This is a genomic window from Paenibacillus sp. V4I7 (genome assembly GCF_030817275.1).
Classification (GTDB): Bacteria; Bacillota; Bacilli; order Paenibacillales; family NBRC-103111; genus Paenibacillus_E.
This window is the reverse complement of record NZ_JAUSZD010000002.1, coordinates 8,154,608-8,171,179: the sequence shown is the minus strand read 5'-3', so window position 1 is coordinate 8,171,179 and position 16,572 is coordinate 8,154,608. Positions and strand designations below refer to the sequence as shown.

At 36.5% G+C, this 16,572-nt stretch carries 12 protein-coding genes; 3 read left to right on the top strand and 9 right to left on the bottom strand.

The window, feature by feature from the left end; all coding sequences use genetic code 11:
* Positions 1-43 precede the first annotated feature (43 nt).
* Genes QFZ80_RS38265 through QFZ80_RS38230 form a run of 8 tightly spaced genes read right to left on the bottom strand, consistent with a single transcriptional unit; the run spans position 44 to position 7,308 of the window.
* The gene (locus QFZ80_RS38265) at positions 44-1,036 is read right to left on the bottom strand and encodes a glycosyltransferase family 2 protein (protein WP_307563847.1); all 993 of its coding nucleotides are present in this window, start codon (positions 1,034-1,036) and stop codon (positions 44-46) included.
* The gene (locus QFZ80_RS38260) at positions 1,017-2,336 is read right to left on the bottom strand and encodes a lipopolysaccharide biosynthesis protein (RefSeq protein WP_307563845.1); all 1,320 of its coding nucleotides are present in this window, start codon (positions 2,334-2,336) and stop codon (positions 1,017-1,019) included. The genes QFZ80_RS38265 and QFZ80_RS38260 overlap by 20 nt, the downstream gene beginning before the upstream one ends.
* Positions 2,329-2,937: an acyltransferase gene (locus QFZ80_RS38255; protein ID WP_307563843.1), complete on the bottom strand. Its 609-nt coding sequence runs from the start codon at positions 2,935-2,937 to the stop codon at positions 2,329-2,331. Before QFZ80_RS38255 ends, QFZ80_RS38260 begins: the two co-directional genes overlap by 8 nt.
* A complete protein-coding gene (locus QFZ80_RS38250) occupies positions 2,924-3,829 on the bottom strand; it encodes an NAD-dependent epimerase/dehydratase family protein (RefSeq protein ID WP_307563841.1) in 906 nt (301 codons plus the stop codon). Before QFZ80_RS38250 ends, QFZ80_RS38255 begins: the two co-directional genes overlap by 14 nt.
* 3 nt (positions 3,830-3,832) lie before the next feature.
* On the bottom strand, positions 3,833-4,384 hold the full coding sequence (gene rfbC / locus QFZ80_RS38245) for a dTDP-4-dehydrorhamnose 3,5-epimerase (protein WP_307563839.1): 552 nt from the start codon (positions 4,382-4,384) through the stop codon (positions 3,833-3,835).
* Between the two features lie 14 nt (positions 4,385-4,398).
* Complete coding sequence (gene rfbG / locus QFZ80_RS38240; RefSeq protein ID WP_307563837.1) at positions 4,399-5,469, bottom strand: CDP-glucose 4,6-dehydratase; 1,071 nt, start codon at positions 5,467-5,469, stop codon at positions 4,399-4,401.
* Positions 5,466-6,263 carry a glucose-1-phosphate cytidylyltransferase gene (gene rfbF, locus QFZ80_RS38235; protein WP_307563835.1) on the bottom strand — a complete coding sequence of 266 codons (798 nt, stop codon included), beginning with the start codon at positions 6,261-6,263 and terminating at the stop codon, positions 5,466-5,468. Before rfbF ends, rfbG begins: the two co-directional genes overlap by 4 nt.
* 19 nt (positions 6,264-6,282) lie before the next feature.
* Positions 6,283-7,308 (bottom strand): Wzz/FepE/Etk N-terminal domain-containing protein, encoded by a 1,026-nt coding sequence (locus QFZ80_RS38230; protein ID WP_307563833.1) that lies wholly within the window; start codon positions 7,306-7,308, stop codon positions 6,283-6,285.
* 213 nt (positions 7,309-7,521) lie between these two features.
* Between QFZ80_RS38230 and QFZ80_RS38225 the strand changes: the two genes are divergently transcribed.
* The 3 genes from QFZ80_RS38225 (at position 7,522) to QFZ80_RS38215 (ending at position 13,848) form a co-directional block, all read left to right on the top strand.
* Positions 7,522-10,023, top strand: coding sequence for an O-antigen ligase family protein (locus QFZ80_RS38225; RefSeq protein ID WP_307563831.1), 2,502 nt, complete (start codon positions 7,522-7,524; stop codon positions 10,021-10,023).
* A gap of 117 nt (positions 10,024-10,140) precedes the next feature.
* Entirely contained in the window at positions 10,141-10,413 is a 273-nt protein-coding gene (locus tag QFZ80_RS39285; RefSeq protein ID WP_373460338.1) for a hypothetical protein, read from the top strand.
* A 1,266-nt stretch (positions 10,414-11,679) separates the two neighbouring features.
* Positions 11,680-13,848, top strand: a complete 2,169-nt coding sequence (locus QFZ80_RS38215; protein WP_307563828.1) for an S-layer homology domain-containing protein — start codon at positions 11,680-11,682, stop codon at positions 13,846-13,848.
* A gap of 1,030 nt (positions 13,849-14,878) precedes the next feature.
* On the opposite strand, the gene groL is transcribed toward QFZ80_RS38215, so the two are convergent.
* Positions 14,879-16,507, bottom strand: coding sequence for a chaperonin GroEL (gene groL, locus QFZ80_RS38210; protein ID WP_307563826.1), 1,629 nt, complete (start codon positions 16,505-16,507; stop codon positions 14,879-14,881).
* Positions 16,508-16,572: the final 65 nt, after the last annotated feature.

Below are 16,572 nucleotides of genomic sequence, written 5' to 3'. Positions count from 1 at the left end.
AGTTAATTATTTTAGTAGTTGTCATCATTTCATCTGCTTTCTATTAAACTCTAGCTGAACTTGCAATTTTTTTTATTGTATAGAATAACTTATGAGGCATACAAAGCTTCATAATACTTATTAGCAATAAGTACATTCCCGTCATTCCAATAAAAGAACTCCTATGTTTAAAGTATAGGGAGAGAACTTGTTTCCTAGAAACCCCTTTTCTTACTAAAGAAGTTAAACTAGAAACAATTAATCTCTTTTTGTATTTTTTTCCATACTTTACAACATCATCGACTTGCAACTTACTAAATTCTTTCTCCAATATTTCTTGACACATCAAAATTAATGATGACAGGCCGTATTCCCATTCTTCGATCTTTGTTTGGGAGCCAATGTTTAAATTATGGATCCTGTAGTTGGATAAAACTCTATTAACATAAGCAACTTTCCCTCTTTTTATAGCTATCTCTACCCAAGCAGCCGTATCCAATGCCAATGAATACTTACTACCATTATAGCCACCTAATTTCTTAAGGTCTGTTGTTCTAAACATTAAACTACATGGATATACTTCGCGTTTCCAATTCAAAAAATTCAATAACATTTCAATAGATGGTTCGATTAACGGTGCGGTTTTGCTAAATGCAATAGTATTATTACTTTCATCTACTATCTTTGTTTGACAATAGACTATTCCTATATCATCTGAATAAAAGTGTTCTAAGAATGTTTCGATAGCAGTAGATTCTAAGTAGTCATCATCAGACAGTAACATAAAGTAATCTCCCTTTGCAATTCCCAAACAAGCATTCCAGTTTTCATCCATATTTATTTTTTCTTTATGATTTATGATTACAAGTCTATTATCATTAAATTTCGCAAGTTCTTCAATGGTATTATCTATAGAAGCATTATTAGATATAATAACTTCTATTTCAATATAAGTTTGCTGAAGCGCAGATTCTATTGCTTTAATTAAGTAAGAACTTCTATTGTAAGTAGGGATAGCAATTGTAACAATTGGTTTTTTATCTTTTATATTCGCCATTAGCCAATCCCCCATACTTTGAATGAGTTTTAAAAAATCTTAAGGTTGATATAACTACATATATTGTTGGAATTAAACTAGCTATAATATTACCAAGTGCAATTCCATTGATTCCAAAATATTTAGCACCCAGAAGCCCTAATATAATCGATAAAATACCATTGGTAATCGCTGGTGTAATATAGGTTTTTTTACCTGTAGCTAGAATAGGTGAAACATGAGAGTGGAAATGAGTATACACTATACCGAACAAAAGTAAAGGTCCAAATACCTTTGCACCCAAATAATTTCCATACCCAATCCAGATTGGAATTAGAATTGGAGCAGTAAGAAATAATAAAGCTGATAATACTATGCTTGTTATCAACGAGATCATAAGTCCTTTTAAATATAAGTCACGCGCTTTTTTATATACTCCTGTATTCCAACTAAGCGAAATATAAGGGTAGATCATTTGTTGAATTAGTAGAGAAACAGCAATAATTAATGTAACTATTTTAACCAGTGCACTATATAAAGGTATTACATTTAAGCCCCAGAATCTTTCCACAATTAATATATCAACATTTAGAACAATTACACTTACTAAATTTAATATGAGGACTTTAAGAGACTGTTTAAATATGTCTAATACTTCTGAGAAGTTTATTTTTTTTCGCGATAAAATTTTTGGCATTTTTACAAAAATTCTAAGTATTACTTTTGACCCATATAGATAAACTAAACTGAAAATGAAAAAGATGGTGGCTAGAAATATTAAACTTAATCCAAAATAAAGACCTATTACATAAGCAATATTAGAAAAAACAGTAACAACGATTTGTATTAACTTATCCCATCCTAATTCACCATAACCATTAACGGTATTGATGTTCTTGGTAGCATATATTTTCAAACAATATCCTAGAGTCATTATTGCCCAAACAATAATACCAGAGGAAAGATAATTTGATTTTATTAATACATCACGAATATAGAAAAGATAGAGCAGAGCGCAAATACAAAAAACTAAAAAAACCACAATTCTGTAACAATAATTAACCTTCAAATAATATTTCTCTATATCACTATCAGTAGAATCAATTTTAATTTCTGTTGCCATTCTTGTTATAACAGGTCCTAAACCAGCCTGTGCCAAATTTAAAAGAGCAGAAAATGAAGTTAATAAAATCCATAATCCAGCAAGTTCTTTTGGCTGATAATATAATAATACTGGGAATATTGCCAAACCAGCTATTCCGTCTACAGATATACTTAATATCCCTAATAATACACCGCGAGAAATTTTATTTTTAATCATAGTTTATCCATTGCTTTATGGTATTATCGAACTGCCTAATAATTCTTGCCGGATTTCCAACAACTACTGAATAATCAGGTATATTTTTATTAACTAATGAATTTGCTCCAATTACACAATGTTTACCTATTTTTACATTCGGTAAAATTACTGCATTATTATAAATGTATGTCTGGTCTCCAATATTAACCTCTCCCACTTTTATCTCTTGAAAATTTATAGGCATATTAGTATCTTCATATGGATGAATAATATCGGTAATTGTAACATTAGCCGTAATTATTACATTGTTACCAATTGAAATATTCCCTGCGCAAGTAATATGACAATTTTGATGAATTTGTGAATCATTTCCCATAACAAAATTAGGCTTGTACTTATTATTCATATAATTTTCAATAAGTTCTATCCGTGAATTCGCAAAAATAATTACCCTATCTCCTAAACTCATGTTACGCAATCCACTTAATAGATTTGGTTGATAAATTACTGTTTTTTTACCAATATGTTTCGCAATTAGTTTATAAAAGAAGAAAGTCACTAATAATCTATAGTAATAATGTATCTTATTTAAGTACTTTGAAACATCAATTCCTAACATACCCAACTCCTATAAAATCAATAATATAATCTTCTAGTCTTTCTAATGGCTCATATAACTCCAATATATAATTGCTATTAAATGTGAATTTCGATATCTCTAAACTTCCTTCTGGAATAACTAGTTTTACTTCACTATTTCTTTGAATTTCAAATACTCTTTTTACTTTAAGTGCCAATTCTCTAATACTCAATGTTTCTGGCCCAGGTATATGAGTTATTATATTTCCTTTGTTTGAATAAAACAGAGTTTCTATGATCTTGCATATATCGTTAATAGATATAAAATTTCTTATTTGATTACCGGGAGAGTTAAGTTTTATTTCTCCATTTTCAATAGCTTGCCTGCAGAAATCTAATGGGGCTAATGACCATCTATTACATGATTCAAAATCAACTGGAACTCCAAAAAAATTACTTGGTCTAAGAATCCTGCCAACTATTTTATTTTGTCTCGTATATAGCTCTACATATTGTTCTGCTTGCAAATGACTTAAGCCATAATCATTCGCAGGTAGAGGAATTGTAGATTCATCTATAACACCATAAGGATTACCAAACACATGGAATGTAGATAAATATACAAATTTCTCAATGTTGTTCGCAACACAAAAATCCAATGCGGCTTTTGTACCAGCAACATTTTGAAAAATGCTTCTATATGGTTGCTCTAGACAGGTTACTTCATGGGCTGCCGCTGCATGTATGAATAAATCAACGTTTTTACTAATCTTTAAAGTTGCAAAGTCATTTGGGTGATCTAGATCAAAATAAATATCGTCTTTTGTATTCCTAGTAGCCTTTAGCACTTCCCAGCCTATCTCGTTAAAATACCTCGAAGCTATTGCCCCAAAATATCCATTAGCCCCTGAAATCATAACTGTATAAGTCATAATTTAACCCTCTCTATAAACAAATGGACTTTTAAAATCGGAAAATCTTACAAAATCACTATCCCTTTTGGAGATAATTGGATATTTAATCGGCCAAGGTATTAACAATGAATCCCAGTGAATTCCAGTATCACATTGAGCTGAATAAACGGATGAAACATTATACATTAAGGTAGCTGATTCACTTAATACAATGAAACCATGTGCGAGTCCGGAAGGAATATAGATAATACTGTGAGTAACGTCATTAAGTTCAAATATCTCATACTTACCGTAGGTAGGAGAACCTTCTCTCAAATCAACAACTACGTCCATAACATTACCTGAGATGCAATATACTAATTTGTTATGTTCTTTTGGCGGGGTTTGAAAATGAAGACCTCGTAGTACACCTTTTTTAGAATGGGAGTAATATTGTTCTACAAAGTTAGTTTCTAAACCAGATTCTAAGTATACTTCCGAATGAAAAGTCTTTACGAAATGCCCTCTTTCATCAACAAATCTGTTTGGAATTATTTCGAAACAGTCAGGAATACCTGTTTGGTTTATTTTCATGTTCAGTCTCCTGTTTATGTTGATATATATTCATCAATTTGCTTCAAACAAGTTTCCATTAGATTGTCTTCGTTCTTATAAACTTCTACCCAGGAAATGACCTTTTTCAATGTTTGTTCCAAATTCCATTTTGGGTACCAGCCCAATATAGTTTTCGCTTTTGAGCAGTCTAATTTTAAATAGTGTGCTTCATGGGGATGATTCCCCTCATCTATAGAAAACGATGAATTATTACCCCATATTGTACACATCTTACTCACGATCCACTCGACCGACTTTGCATCCTCATCATTCGGACCAAAATTCCATCCTTCCGAGAAAGAAGCACCATCTTCATAAAGCCTTTGCGCAAGAAGCAAGTAGCCACTTAAGGGTTCCAAGACATGCTGCCAAGGTCTAATAGCATGAGGATTTCTAATGATAATTGGCTGATTATTCAGTAGACTTCTAATACAATCGGGAATGAGTCTATCTGCTGCCCAATCGCCTCCACCAATTACATTACCAGCCCTTGCAGAAGCGATACCTACTCCATGCTTTTCGTAATCTTTCGGATTGAAAAAGGAATTTCTATAAGAAGATGTAACCAATTCGGAACATGCTTTACTATTCGAGTAAGGATCATAACCCCCAAGCGGCTCATTTTCTCTATATCCCCAGGGCCATTCTTTGTTTTCGTAACATTTATCTGTTGTTACATTAACCACTGCACGAACACTCTTACAATTTCTAATAGACTCTAACAAATTGACTGTTCCCATTACATTAATGGAATATGTGTCTACAGGATTTTTATACGAATCTCTTACGAGAGGTTGAGCAGCCATATGAATGACAATTTCTGGCTGTGCTTCCGACATTGCATTGTATAATGATTGGTAATCCCGTACATCACCAATATTAGAATTAACTAATTGATCTATCTCACAAATTTCATATAAACTCGGCTTTGTCGGTGGATTAAGTGCATATCCTGTTATGTTTGCTCCCATTGAATTCAGCCACAAGGATAGCCAAGAACCTTTAAACCCTGTGTGTCCAGTAACAAATACTCTTTTGTTCTTCCAGAAATTTTGATTTATCATTTATTATTCACCACTTTGTTTTCCCATATCTTCCATGGTGCTTTATCGTTAGTCCATAAGTCTTCTAGATAAGTTTTGTCACGAACCGTATCCATAGGTTGCCAAAACCCATCATGTTTATACGCTAACAATTCCCTATCTCTCGCAATATGTTCTAAAGGTTCCTTTTCGAACGTTGTTGAATCCCCTGCAATGTAATCAAAAATTCCAGGTTCTAACACAAAGAAACCCGCATTAATCCATGCGCCGTCTCCTTTAGGCTTTTCTTGAAATCCTTTAACTATATTGTTATTTGACAACTCTAAGGCACCAAATCTTCCACTTGGTTGGGTAGATGTGACAGTCGCAAGTTTACCATGAGCTTTGTGTGTTTCCACCAGTTTCTTTATATCAACATTAGAAACGCCATCACCATAAGTTAACATAAACGTATCATTTCCAATATAGTCTTTAATACGTTTAACACGACCACCTGTCATAGTTTCAATGCCCGTGTTAACCAAGGTTACTTTCCACGGCTCTGCAGAATGGTTATGAATAATTCTCTGATTATCATTTTGGAAGTCAAAGGTAACATCAGACTCATGTAAAAAATAATGAGCAAAATATTCTTTAATATAATAACCTTTGTATCCTAAGCAAATTATGAATTCATTATATCCATAAAAAGAATAAATTTTCATAATATGCCATAAGATTGGTTTGCCACCAATCTCTATCATTGGTTTTGGTCTTAAATGTGATTCTTCACTAATTCTTGTTCCGAATCCACCAGCTAAGATTACAACTTTCATTCTACACACTCCCTTTATACTAAAGCGAAAGATTTTTTTCTTTCATTGATGTCTTTTGGCTTTTCTTCCAATACTCTCTTACTAAGACAAATAGTAAACCAATAGCCGCCCCGAATACTCCTGCAATGGCAGTGTTCATCTTTGTTCTCGGACCAATAGGTGCTTTTGGTTCTAATGCAGGATTAATGACAACAGCATTAAACTGACTTAATGATTCTATCAAACCTTGATTTTTGTCATTTTGCTGGTTAGTAGCTGTTTGTAAACTTCTAACTACTTCTTGATTTTTTGTTATCATTTCTTCAAGGTTTTTCTTCTGGGCTTGTAACTTTGATGTATTTATTGAAGCATCAGCCAACTTTGTTTTAACAGATATATATACAGGATTAATTTCTTCATTTTTCAATTCAATAGCACCAAGCTTTTTATTACTAGTATTACTTATCTCTGAGACTATTGATTGTAAGTAAGCATCATCAGCAAGCACTTTTTGTGTCACTATTTTCTCGGGAATACTTTGAAGCTGTTTATTTGCTTCTTCTACTTCAGATAAACTACCTTTCAATAAATCTTCGACATCAGACAGACGTTTTTTATAAATAACAATCATATCTAATCGAGTGGAACTCTCAATTAGAGAGGCTAATTCCTTAGACACTATGTTTGCTACTGTAGTTATTTTTGCAGGATTTACTCCTACAACTTTTATTTTTATTAAATTTGATCCTTTTACGACCTCAATACTTAATCCATCTTTTATCACATTTATTGATTCAGGATCAGAATTCAACTTTTGAGCAATTCTATCGACAACATAGCTATTCTTCATTTGCTCTACAAATATATTTAAATCTTTATTAACTTGTTGATCTTTATCTATTAAATTATTTACTGTAAGTGTTGTATTGACTTGATAAGTTGGTTTAATTATAAAAAAATTTGCAATTCCAGTTAATATCGTAGTTAGCAAGATAATTAGAATTATTATCCATTTATTCATCCAAAGGGGTTCTATAATCTCTCTTAAACTGATTTCATCTTGCATTAGTAGTTTACTCTCCTCATGATAGAATTAGGTTTAATTCAATTTTTAGAATTTGAAAGCATTGACGAATTTTAGACTTAAATATTGTAGCAAATATAGTACTTGAATACTAGTGACTAATTCTTTCTGGCAATTTCTAAAGAATGTTTGTTGGATCAAGTCGATGTTTGTGGTAAGATTATTGTCGTAATTCGGAGGGAAGGGAAGTATTTTATGGAAAACAAAGGTATAGCAACGAAACCATTTAGCTTAAAGAATGTTCCTCGTAATGATGAGAAAAAATCTATTATTTTTTGGTTGTTAATTAGTTTTGTCACGTCTTTTTTATTTTGGGCTCCATTCCAGAAAGCATTATTCAATGGAAACACTGTGGATTTTGAAAGGCCAATCTATTCTGCACTAGTATGGATTTCCTTAATTATGTTTTTACTAGCAATTTATTTTATTTATAACTGGAGTTTAATCACCTTTCGTGATGTAATGAGTATTTTGGTTTGGTTATTGCCAATCTGTTACTTACTTTCTACGTTCTCAAGTGCGTCCTCCTATTATTCAGCCAATATGCTCTACATTGAAATAATGTATACATCTTTTTTTATATTAGGATTATATCTATCTAGAAATAAACTAGGTTCTAACTTTATTGAAATAATGTTTTTATTTAGTGGGTATATTATTGTACTATTCGGGATTTTCCATTGGTTGGGTAATGGAACTTATATTTATAACTTGTTTAAATGGCTACTAATTGATGTAGACGACAATTCTAGTGTATATCGCGATGCTGTAATGGGGGAAGAAATAAATGGAATACGTTTAACTTCCGTTTTCCAATATGCAAATGCCTATGCAGCTTATTTGATTGCTTTATTATTTAGCACAATATTCATGATTATTAAATCAAAGAAATGGTATTTTGTTGTCATCCATTCTTTAATGATAGTTCCAATTCTAGTTTCCTTTATGCTTACTTTATCTCGCGGGGCTCTTGTAATCCTCCCCATAATAGCACTAATAATATTATTTTTCTTTAAATTGCATCGGCAATTCATTTTTCTTTTTTACTTTTTATTGGCAATTGTTACATCATTTGCAATCTTATCAAAAATTAATAATATTGGTGTCGAACATTTTAAAAACCCAAGCAACCCTACATTAACTGGGGGTTGGTCTGTTCTTGTTTTTGCAGCTTTAGGTTTTACAGTTGTAATAGTATTTGTTCAGATGGTAATAATGCCTTTATTAAAGAAATACTTAGATCGATGGGAAAAATATAGTTGGGTGAATTTAATTTTGCCCCTAACTGCAATAATCGTTGGAATTGTTGGAATCTCTCTACTATTTTCTGATTCAGGCTTTAAGAATATGCTACCCCAGAATATTAAACACCGGGTTGAAAATATCAATTTTGCCCAAAACAGCGTGTTGGAAAGAGGAACATTCTATAAGGATGCTATTAAATTGTCAAAAGATTATCCAGTCTTTGGTGCTGGTGGTGGAGCATGGTCTGCTCTATATGAGAAATACCAAAACAACCCGTATGTAAGCAGGCAAGCACACAATTTTTTCTTACAGTATTTGGTTGAGGTTGGAATCATAGGGTTATCTATTTTCATTATTTTTCTTGTTCTTATTTACTACTGCTACATTAGAAACTATTTCAAAAGCAGTAATGAAGATAAAGAGCGACATTTTATATTTTTTATTCTAACAATTTCGTTACTTTTTCATAGTGTTATTGACTTTGACATGAGTTATGTCTATTTATCTGTATTATTATTTTTCTCACTTGGTGCATTGGCTTCGAATGTTCAACTTAATCAAAAAGCACTTTTACGTCAATGGCTAGATAAGGTTCCACAAAGTAATTTCATTATTAATAAGACTTACCCCATCTTGCTTCTTGTCCTATCTATCATTATGTTCTTTATTAGTCTAAGATTACTAAGTGCTAATAGTTCATTTAAAGAATTCACTGCTGTCACTCTTACTAGCAATGATTATAACACCATCACTAAACCGCTTAAAGAAGCCATTAAACTACATCCTAACCATCCAAATTATGTCTTGCAGAAGGTAGGGATTCTTTTCCAAGTATATAACCAGACTAAGGATGAGAAATTCTATACAGAGGCACAAAATTTATTAAATGGATTGAACGCGGCCGAACCCTATAATCGTCAACGCGTTGCACAGCAGATTTACGCCCATCAGATCAAGAACCAATTAGATAAAGCCGCTGATCTTGCAGCTTCTGAGTTGGTTAACTTCCCATGGGATATTACGCTTTATGAAGACACGATTAATCTAAAGGTACAATTAGGTACCGCGGCCAAAATGGAGAAAAATATTAAGATTATGGAACAAAACTGGAATAGTGTTCTCGAAGTGTATAATACCGTTTTGCTAAAAACGAAATACTTAGAGACCCTACCTGGAGAACAGCAAAAAGGACGCATGTTCAACGTCACGAACAAAATTGCTCTCGGTGTTACCCAGATCTATTTATTACGTGGTGATTACGTCGCTGCATCTAATTTACTTAAGCCATTTGTCACTGATCAACTGGATGATGCAACTAATCGTTTAGTTGCTCGTTGGTACCTGGCTGCCCTTCAGAAGCAACAGCTGAACGACCAAACTTTATATGATAAGCTGATTGCAAAAGATGCGAAAGAAAAACAACAGATTGAAACAATAGTGAATATGAATTAAAATAGTGGGGCTTCGGTATTTAAACTGGTACCCATAGACTGGACACTTAGAAAAAAAGTGTTCAGGCTGTGGGTACCTTTTTTGTATACTAGAGTAAATACCGGAGAGGATTACATCATGTCTAAGAAAATCTTTAGTGAAAAAGACAGTTTAAATTTATCAACGAATAGATGCGTGACTACAATAAGCGAAAAAGCAATAACCTATGCCGATGAATTAATGCAGTTGTTCATTGATCAATACATGGCAGGTCAAACCCCTAGAGAGATCTTTGAAGCAAACAGGTTTAAAGTAAACGTAATTGGAATGAAACGTGTAAAACAGTGCGCCGAGCGTTGGAAGAAAGCATACGACCCAAGAAGGAATAATTCGATTAGCCGACTCCCGTAAAGAATCCTCTGGGCGTCGTCTGAAGCGTGAACCTACGCAGGACGAAGTGATTGCAAAACATGAAGCAAGGATTAAGCTCCTCGAGTCTCAGGTGGAATTGTTAAAAAAGCTAGACACGAAAGAAAAAAGAATAAGTCATTCGAACTGATTAAGTGATACTGTAGATCAGGGCCTAGGACGTATTACTCGCTATCTTTGCGATTTACTTAACGTATCCCGCTCAGGATACTATAGCTACATACAAGCCGGAGAACTAATCAAGAAAGCATTTCATAGAAAGGGCTTCAAAAAGGGTTCTCGCTCTATCAAGATGACACTTGAGAACGACTTTGGCGTTTATCTACAACTTGAAGAGAATTCGCAGGCTTATGAAGAAATTTAACCTCGTATGTCCACATCGAAAACCAAATCCATACAAACGTATGGCCAAGGCGAGACAGGAACATCGAACGCTCCCCAATAGCTTAGAGAGGGATTTTAGAAAAGGTGTTCCTGGCCTTCCATTGCTCACCGACATTACCTACCTCCCTAATAGCCGCTCAGAGACGGCTTATTTGTCGACCATATTAGATGCCTCAACAGGAGAAATCCTCTCTTATAATCTATCCAATCGCCTCACAACTAGACATTGCTACTGATACGATTGACGCACTCGTAAAGCAAAGACGGCTGAAGCCACACAAGGATGCATTTATCCATTCGGACCAAGGAAGTCATTACACGAGTTCCAAGTACAGGGGTTTAGGCCAATCCATGTCCAGAAGCGGGAATTGCTGGGACTATGCACTACAGGAGTCGTTTTAATGCCACATGAAGGACCACATAGAACACCGTAGTTGTCCATCATTACGGGACTACAACGCTAAAATTGATCGTTATATCCGCTACTACATCATCAATAGGTATCAATGGGGATTAAAAAAGATAACCCCTGAGAGAAAAAACAGGATTTATTTACTATTATTCTATTAATATTAGTCCTGATTCATTGGACTCTATGTCCTTTGGTACAGGTTTTTTTCGACAAATTCACCATTAATAATGTGAAACATCACACACTTTTACAAAATGCCGAATATTCAAATGTCAAGTCTATAAATCTCCCAAAAATGGTGATAGTATGTTTGAGCTGATAGTAGTTTGGAACTAGTCTTAAATTACTATTTACTATTCAAAGGAGGTGAGAGAAGAACTATGCTGTTAAAAAAAGAAGAGTCTAACTATTCAAAGAAAGGAGGAGAACATACCTTGTTAAACAAGAATGCAATGATGAAAACTTCACAAGTACTGTTTTTAGCTATGTTGCTTATGGTGTTCATGCCTGTTATCGCTTTTGCTTCTAGTGGATTTTCCGGAGTAACGTTTGACGGTAAGAATGTATCTGCTACTGTTTATGGAGAAACATATTCGCCAAAAGGAGTTGCCGTACATGTTTACGGTCCCGATGGATATGTCACTTCTACCACAGCTACATACAGCACGTACAATGTTACTGACAGTGTGTACGTTTATACACTCACTGACTTCAATGTTACAGGAAACGTATATAACACTGTTACTCTTAAGGCTCCAGATGTGACTACATCAGTATACACAGCAACTTATACAGCTCCAGTAGTTGTAACACCAACAGTTGATACAACATCACCTGATTGGACAGGCGCTGTATTGTCTGCAACACCAGGAGAAACCTCTGTGGTATTATCTTGGCCAATAGCAACCGATACATCCACTGTAACTTACTATGTTTACAATGGTACTTTATCTGTTGAAACTGTTACAGGCACTACATACACAGTGAATGGCTTAACGGCAGGGACTTCTTACACCTTTGAGGTGAAAGCTGTAGATGCTAACGGTAATTGGTCTACAACTGTATTGACTAAGACTGTAAGTACAACAAGTACTCCAGTTGTTCCAGTTCCAGTAGTTGATACAACTCCACCAGACTGGACAGACGCTGTTTTATCGGCTACACCAAGTGAAACCTCTGTGGTATTATCTTGGCCTGCTGCTATTGATACATCCACTGTAATTTACTTTATTTACAATGGTACCTTACCTGCTGGAACTGTTACAAGCACTACTTACACAGTGAATGGCTTAACGGCAGGGACTTCTTACACCTTTATGGTGAAGGCCATAGATGTCAAGGGTTATTGGTCTACAACCGAGTTGTCGAAGACTGTAAGTACTACAGCTACAGAAACAGATAAAGATACTAGCCCAAGCAATCCTGGTGGTACAAAAGCAAACGGACCATCCAACGAGATCGAGATTACGGTAGGCAGCCCTGTAGCCAAAGAAGCTTTGGAAAAAGCTTTTGCCGGTAACGATAATGTTACTATCAAATTAAAGGGCGATTCCGCTTCTCTATCTGCATCAGGTCTAATTGAAGCAGCTAAAAAAGCTGGCACATCTGTAACAATCACATCCGAGAACGGTACTTATGTACTTCCATTATCCCTTCTGAAGCTTGACGATCTTGCCAAATCACTTGGTATTGCTGTAGCTGATCTGAACATCAAAGTTTCGATCACGAAAGTAAGTGGCACAACAGCAACAGCAGTTAGTGATGGAGTGAAGGCTATCGGAGCTACATCCTTGACTGATGCTATTGACTTTAAAGTCACAGCAGAAGGCAAAGACGGTAAGTCGGTAGAGATTAATGGTTTCGGAAACTCTTATGTTTCCCGTAGCGTAACAATCGGCAAAGCCGTAGACATGAAGAAAGTGACAGGCGTTCTTTATAACGAAGTTACCAAGAAATTCAGCTTCGTGCCTGCAACTTTCGAAACGAAAGACGGTAAAACTGTAGCTACACTGAAACGTAACGGTAACAGTATCTATACTGTAGTTGAAATCAACAAGAACTTCACAGATATTGCTTCCCACTGGTCTAAGGATGATGTAAGTCTCCTTGCAAACAAGTTGGTAATTGATGGCGCAACTGATACTACCTTTGCTCCTGACCGCAATATCACTCGTGCTGAGTTCGCTGCATTGGTTGTTCGTTCCCTTGGACTGAACACAGATGCTACGTCCACTACATTTACTGATGTGAAATCCTCTGATTGGTATGCAGGTGCTGTTGCTGCCGCTGTCGGGGCGAAGATCATCAACGGATACGAAGACGGTTCCTTCAAAGCCAACGCTCAAATCACTCGTGAAGAGCTTGCTACTATGGTGGTTCGCGCTCTTACATTCGCAGGCGTGAAATCTGATCTTTCCGTAACACAACAAGCTACATTATTAGGTAAGTTCACTGATGCTGGCCAAATTGTATGGGCTAAGAAAGAAATCGCAGCTGCAATCGATGCTGGTATCATCAATGGATTAACTAATACAACAATCGGTTCCAGTAAGCAAGCTACTCGCGCAGAAGCTGCTACTATGCTGAAACGATTCTTGACTAAAGCTGACTTTATCAACTAATTCAACCGCAACTTCAAAAAGGGATCTGATACAATGTATCAGGTCCTTTTTTTCATGTAGCCCCCGTGTATTCGACAATTTCTTTGTTCGGAACACTACATAAAACAACCCCCGAAAAGAATCAACGATTCCTTTCGGGGGTTTCCTTGTCAACTAATCGCGCAATATCCCTTGATGCGGATGCGGGTGAGTGCCGCAATATTCATCTGTCTCTGAACAAGTGTACACATGCTCATAGACAGGAACACAGTGGTGGCGGTTAACGATTTGAATAGGATGAATAACTTGAACTTTCTGTGGGTGGTAGAAGTCTCTTACGATTCTTTCTGGACTTGTCATGATCGGGTCAGTTGGTGGACATTGATATGGTTTGCCTGGGCCAGGTTGACTAGGTTGGCTAAGTGGGCTGAGTTGGCTAGGTTGGAACGGTTGACTAAGCGGGCTGAGTTGGTTAGGTTTGTAATGATCCATTGACGGGTCAACTCCTCTATAGGTTTATGTTAGTATACGTTTATCCCTAGTCCAATGAATGTACCAATGCCTATTTATCCAATAAATAGGCGAATTTTATGGGCCAAGCAGGTTAAATGTCCAAGCAGACTCGAAAATGGCAGGCTACTAGCACCATGATACCTCTCCCTTTTGCTTCATATATTTGTTACAATTGAGAGATGACATTGATTTGATGGTATCATCCCATCCCCTGCGTCTTGAATTCCCATACCTTAGAAGGAGGAGGGAGAATGATGAATCATACAACTCAAAACACGAATTCCGACTTTCGGCATTTAACATACTCTCATGCCCCTGATTATTCGGAGATGCATCTACAACTTCGATAGAGACCAATTGATTGAACAGGCCGATACGGCGGAGATTACTGCGAAGCAGACGGGGAAGAATAAGGTTGTTGCGGCTTGGGATTTGAATTGAAATCATGCAAAAAGAGACCCTTCACAAGCGAACTTGTGAAGGGTCTCTTTTTTGTTACTATCTGGGAAAGCTTGATGCATAAGGGGGTTAACCCTTATTACATCATGCCGCCCATTCCACCCATGCCGCCCATGTCAGGCATGCCTGGTTTGTCTTTTTCCGGTTTGTCAGCGATAACAGCTTCTGTTGTTAGGAACATAGCTGCTACGGATGCTGCGTTTTGCAGTGCGGAACGAGTTACTTTAGCAGGGTCAACGATACCTGCTTCGAACATGTTCACCCATTGGCCAGTTGCTGCGTTGTAGCCGATGCCTACTTTTTCGTTCTTGAGGCGCTCAACGATTACGGAGCCTTCTTGACCAGCGTTAGCTGCGATTGTGCGAACTGGCTCTTCTAGGGAGCGCAGGATGATGTTTACGCCTGTTTGCTCGTCGCCAACAGCTACTACTTTAGCTACTGCGTTGTACACGTTAACTAGGGCTGTACCACCACCAGAAACGATACCTTCTTCAACAGCTGCACGAGTTGCGTTCAGAGCATCTTCGATACGAAGTTTGCGCTCTTTCAGCTCAGTTTCAGTTGCTGCGCCAACTTTGATAACAGCTACGCCGCCAGAAAGTTTAGCCAAACGCTCTTGCAGTTTTTCTTTATCGAAATCAGAAGTTGTTTCTTCCAATTGTGCGCGAATTTGAGTAACACGTGCGCCGATGTCTTTTTTGTCGCCAGCGCCATCAACGATGATGGTGTTCTCTTTGGTTACGCGGATTTGACGCGCGCTACCCAATTGGTCAGGAGTTGTGGATTTCAGATCCAATCCAAGCTCTTCTGTAATCACTTGACCACCAGTTAGTGCAGCGATATCGCCAAGCATAGCTTTACGACGGTCACCGAAACCTGGAGCTTTAACAGCTACGCAAGTGAATGTGCCACGAAGTCTGTTAACAACAAGCGTTGCTTGTGCTTCGCCTTCAACATCTTCAGCAATGATCAGAAGTTGTTTACCGGATTGAACCACTTTTTCAAGAACAGGTAAGATTTCTTGGATGTTCGAGATTTTTTTGTCAGTGATCAGGATGTATGGGTTGTCAAGGACAGCTTCCATTTTATCCGTATCAGTGATCATGTATGGGGAAGTGTAACCACGGTCGAATTGCATACCTTCTACAACTTCGAGTTCAGTAAGGAATCCTTTGGATTCTTCAACAGTGATAACACCGTCTTTACCTACTTTTTCCATAGCTTCAGCGATCAATTCGCCTACTTCTTCGTCAGCAGCAGAGATTGCCGCTACTTGTGCGATGGATTGTTTGCCTTCGATTGGTTTTGCAATTTTTTGAAGCTCTTCAACAGCTGCTTTAACAGCTTTCTCGATACCTTTGCGGATAACCATTGGGTTAGCGCCTGCAGTTACGTTTTTCAGACCTTCGCGGATCATAGCTTGTGCTAGAACCGTTGCAGTTGTTGTACCGTCACCAGCAACATCGTTTGTTTTGGTAGCAACTTCTTTAACAAGTTGTGCTCCCATGTTTTCGAAAGCATCTTCAAGCTCGATTTCTTTTGCAATCGTAACACCGTCATTTGTGATCAACGGGCTGCCAAATTTTTTCTCAAGAACAACGTTACGGCCTTTAGGACCGAGGGTTACTTTTACAGCATTAGCCAAAGCATCTACCCCACGAAGCATCGCGCGGCGTGCGTCTTCACTGAACTTAATTTCTTTTGCCATGAATAGGAAACCTCCTCTAATTTAGAACCTGTACATAGTAAGTAGTAAAACGTAAAAACTAAGTA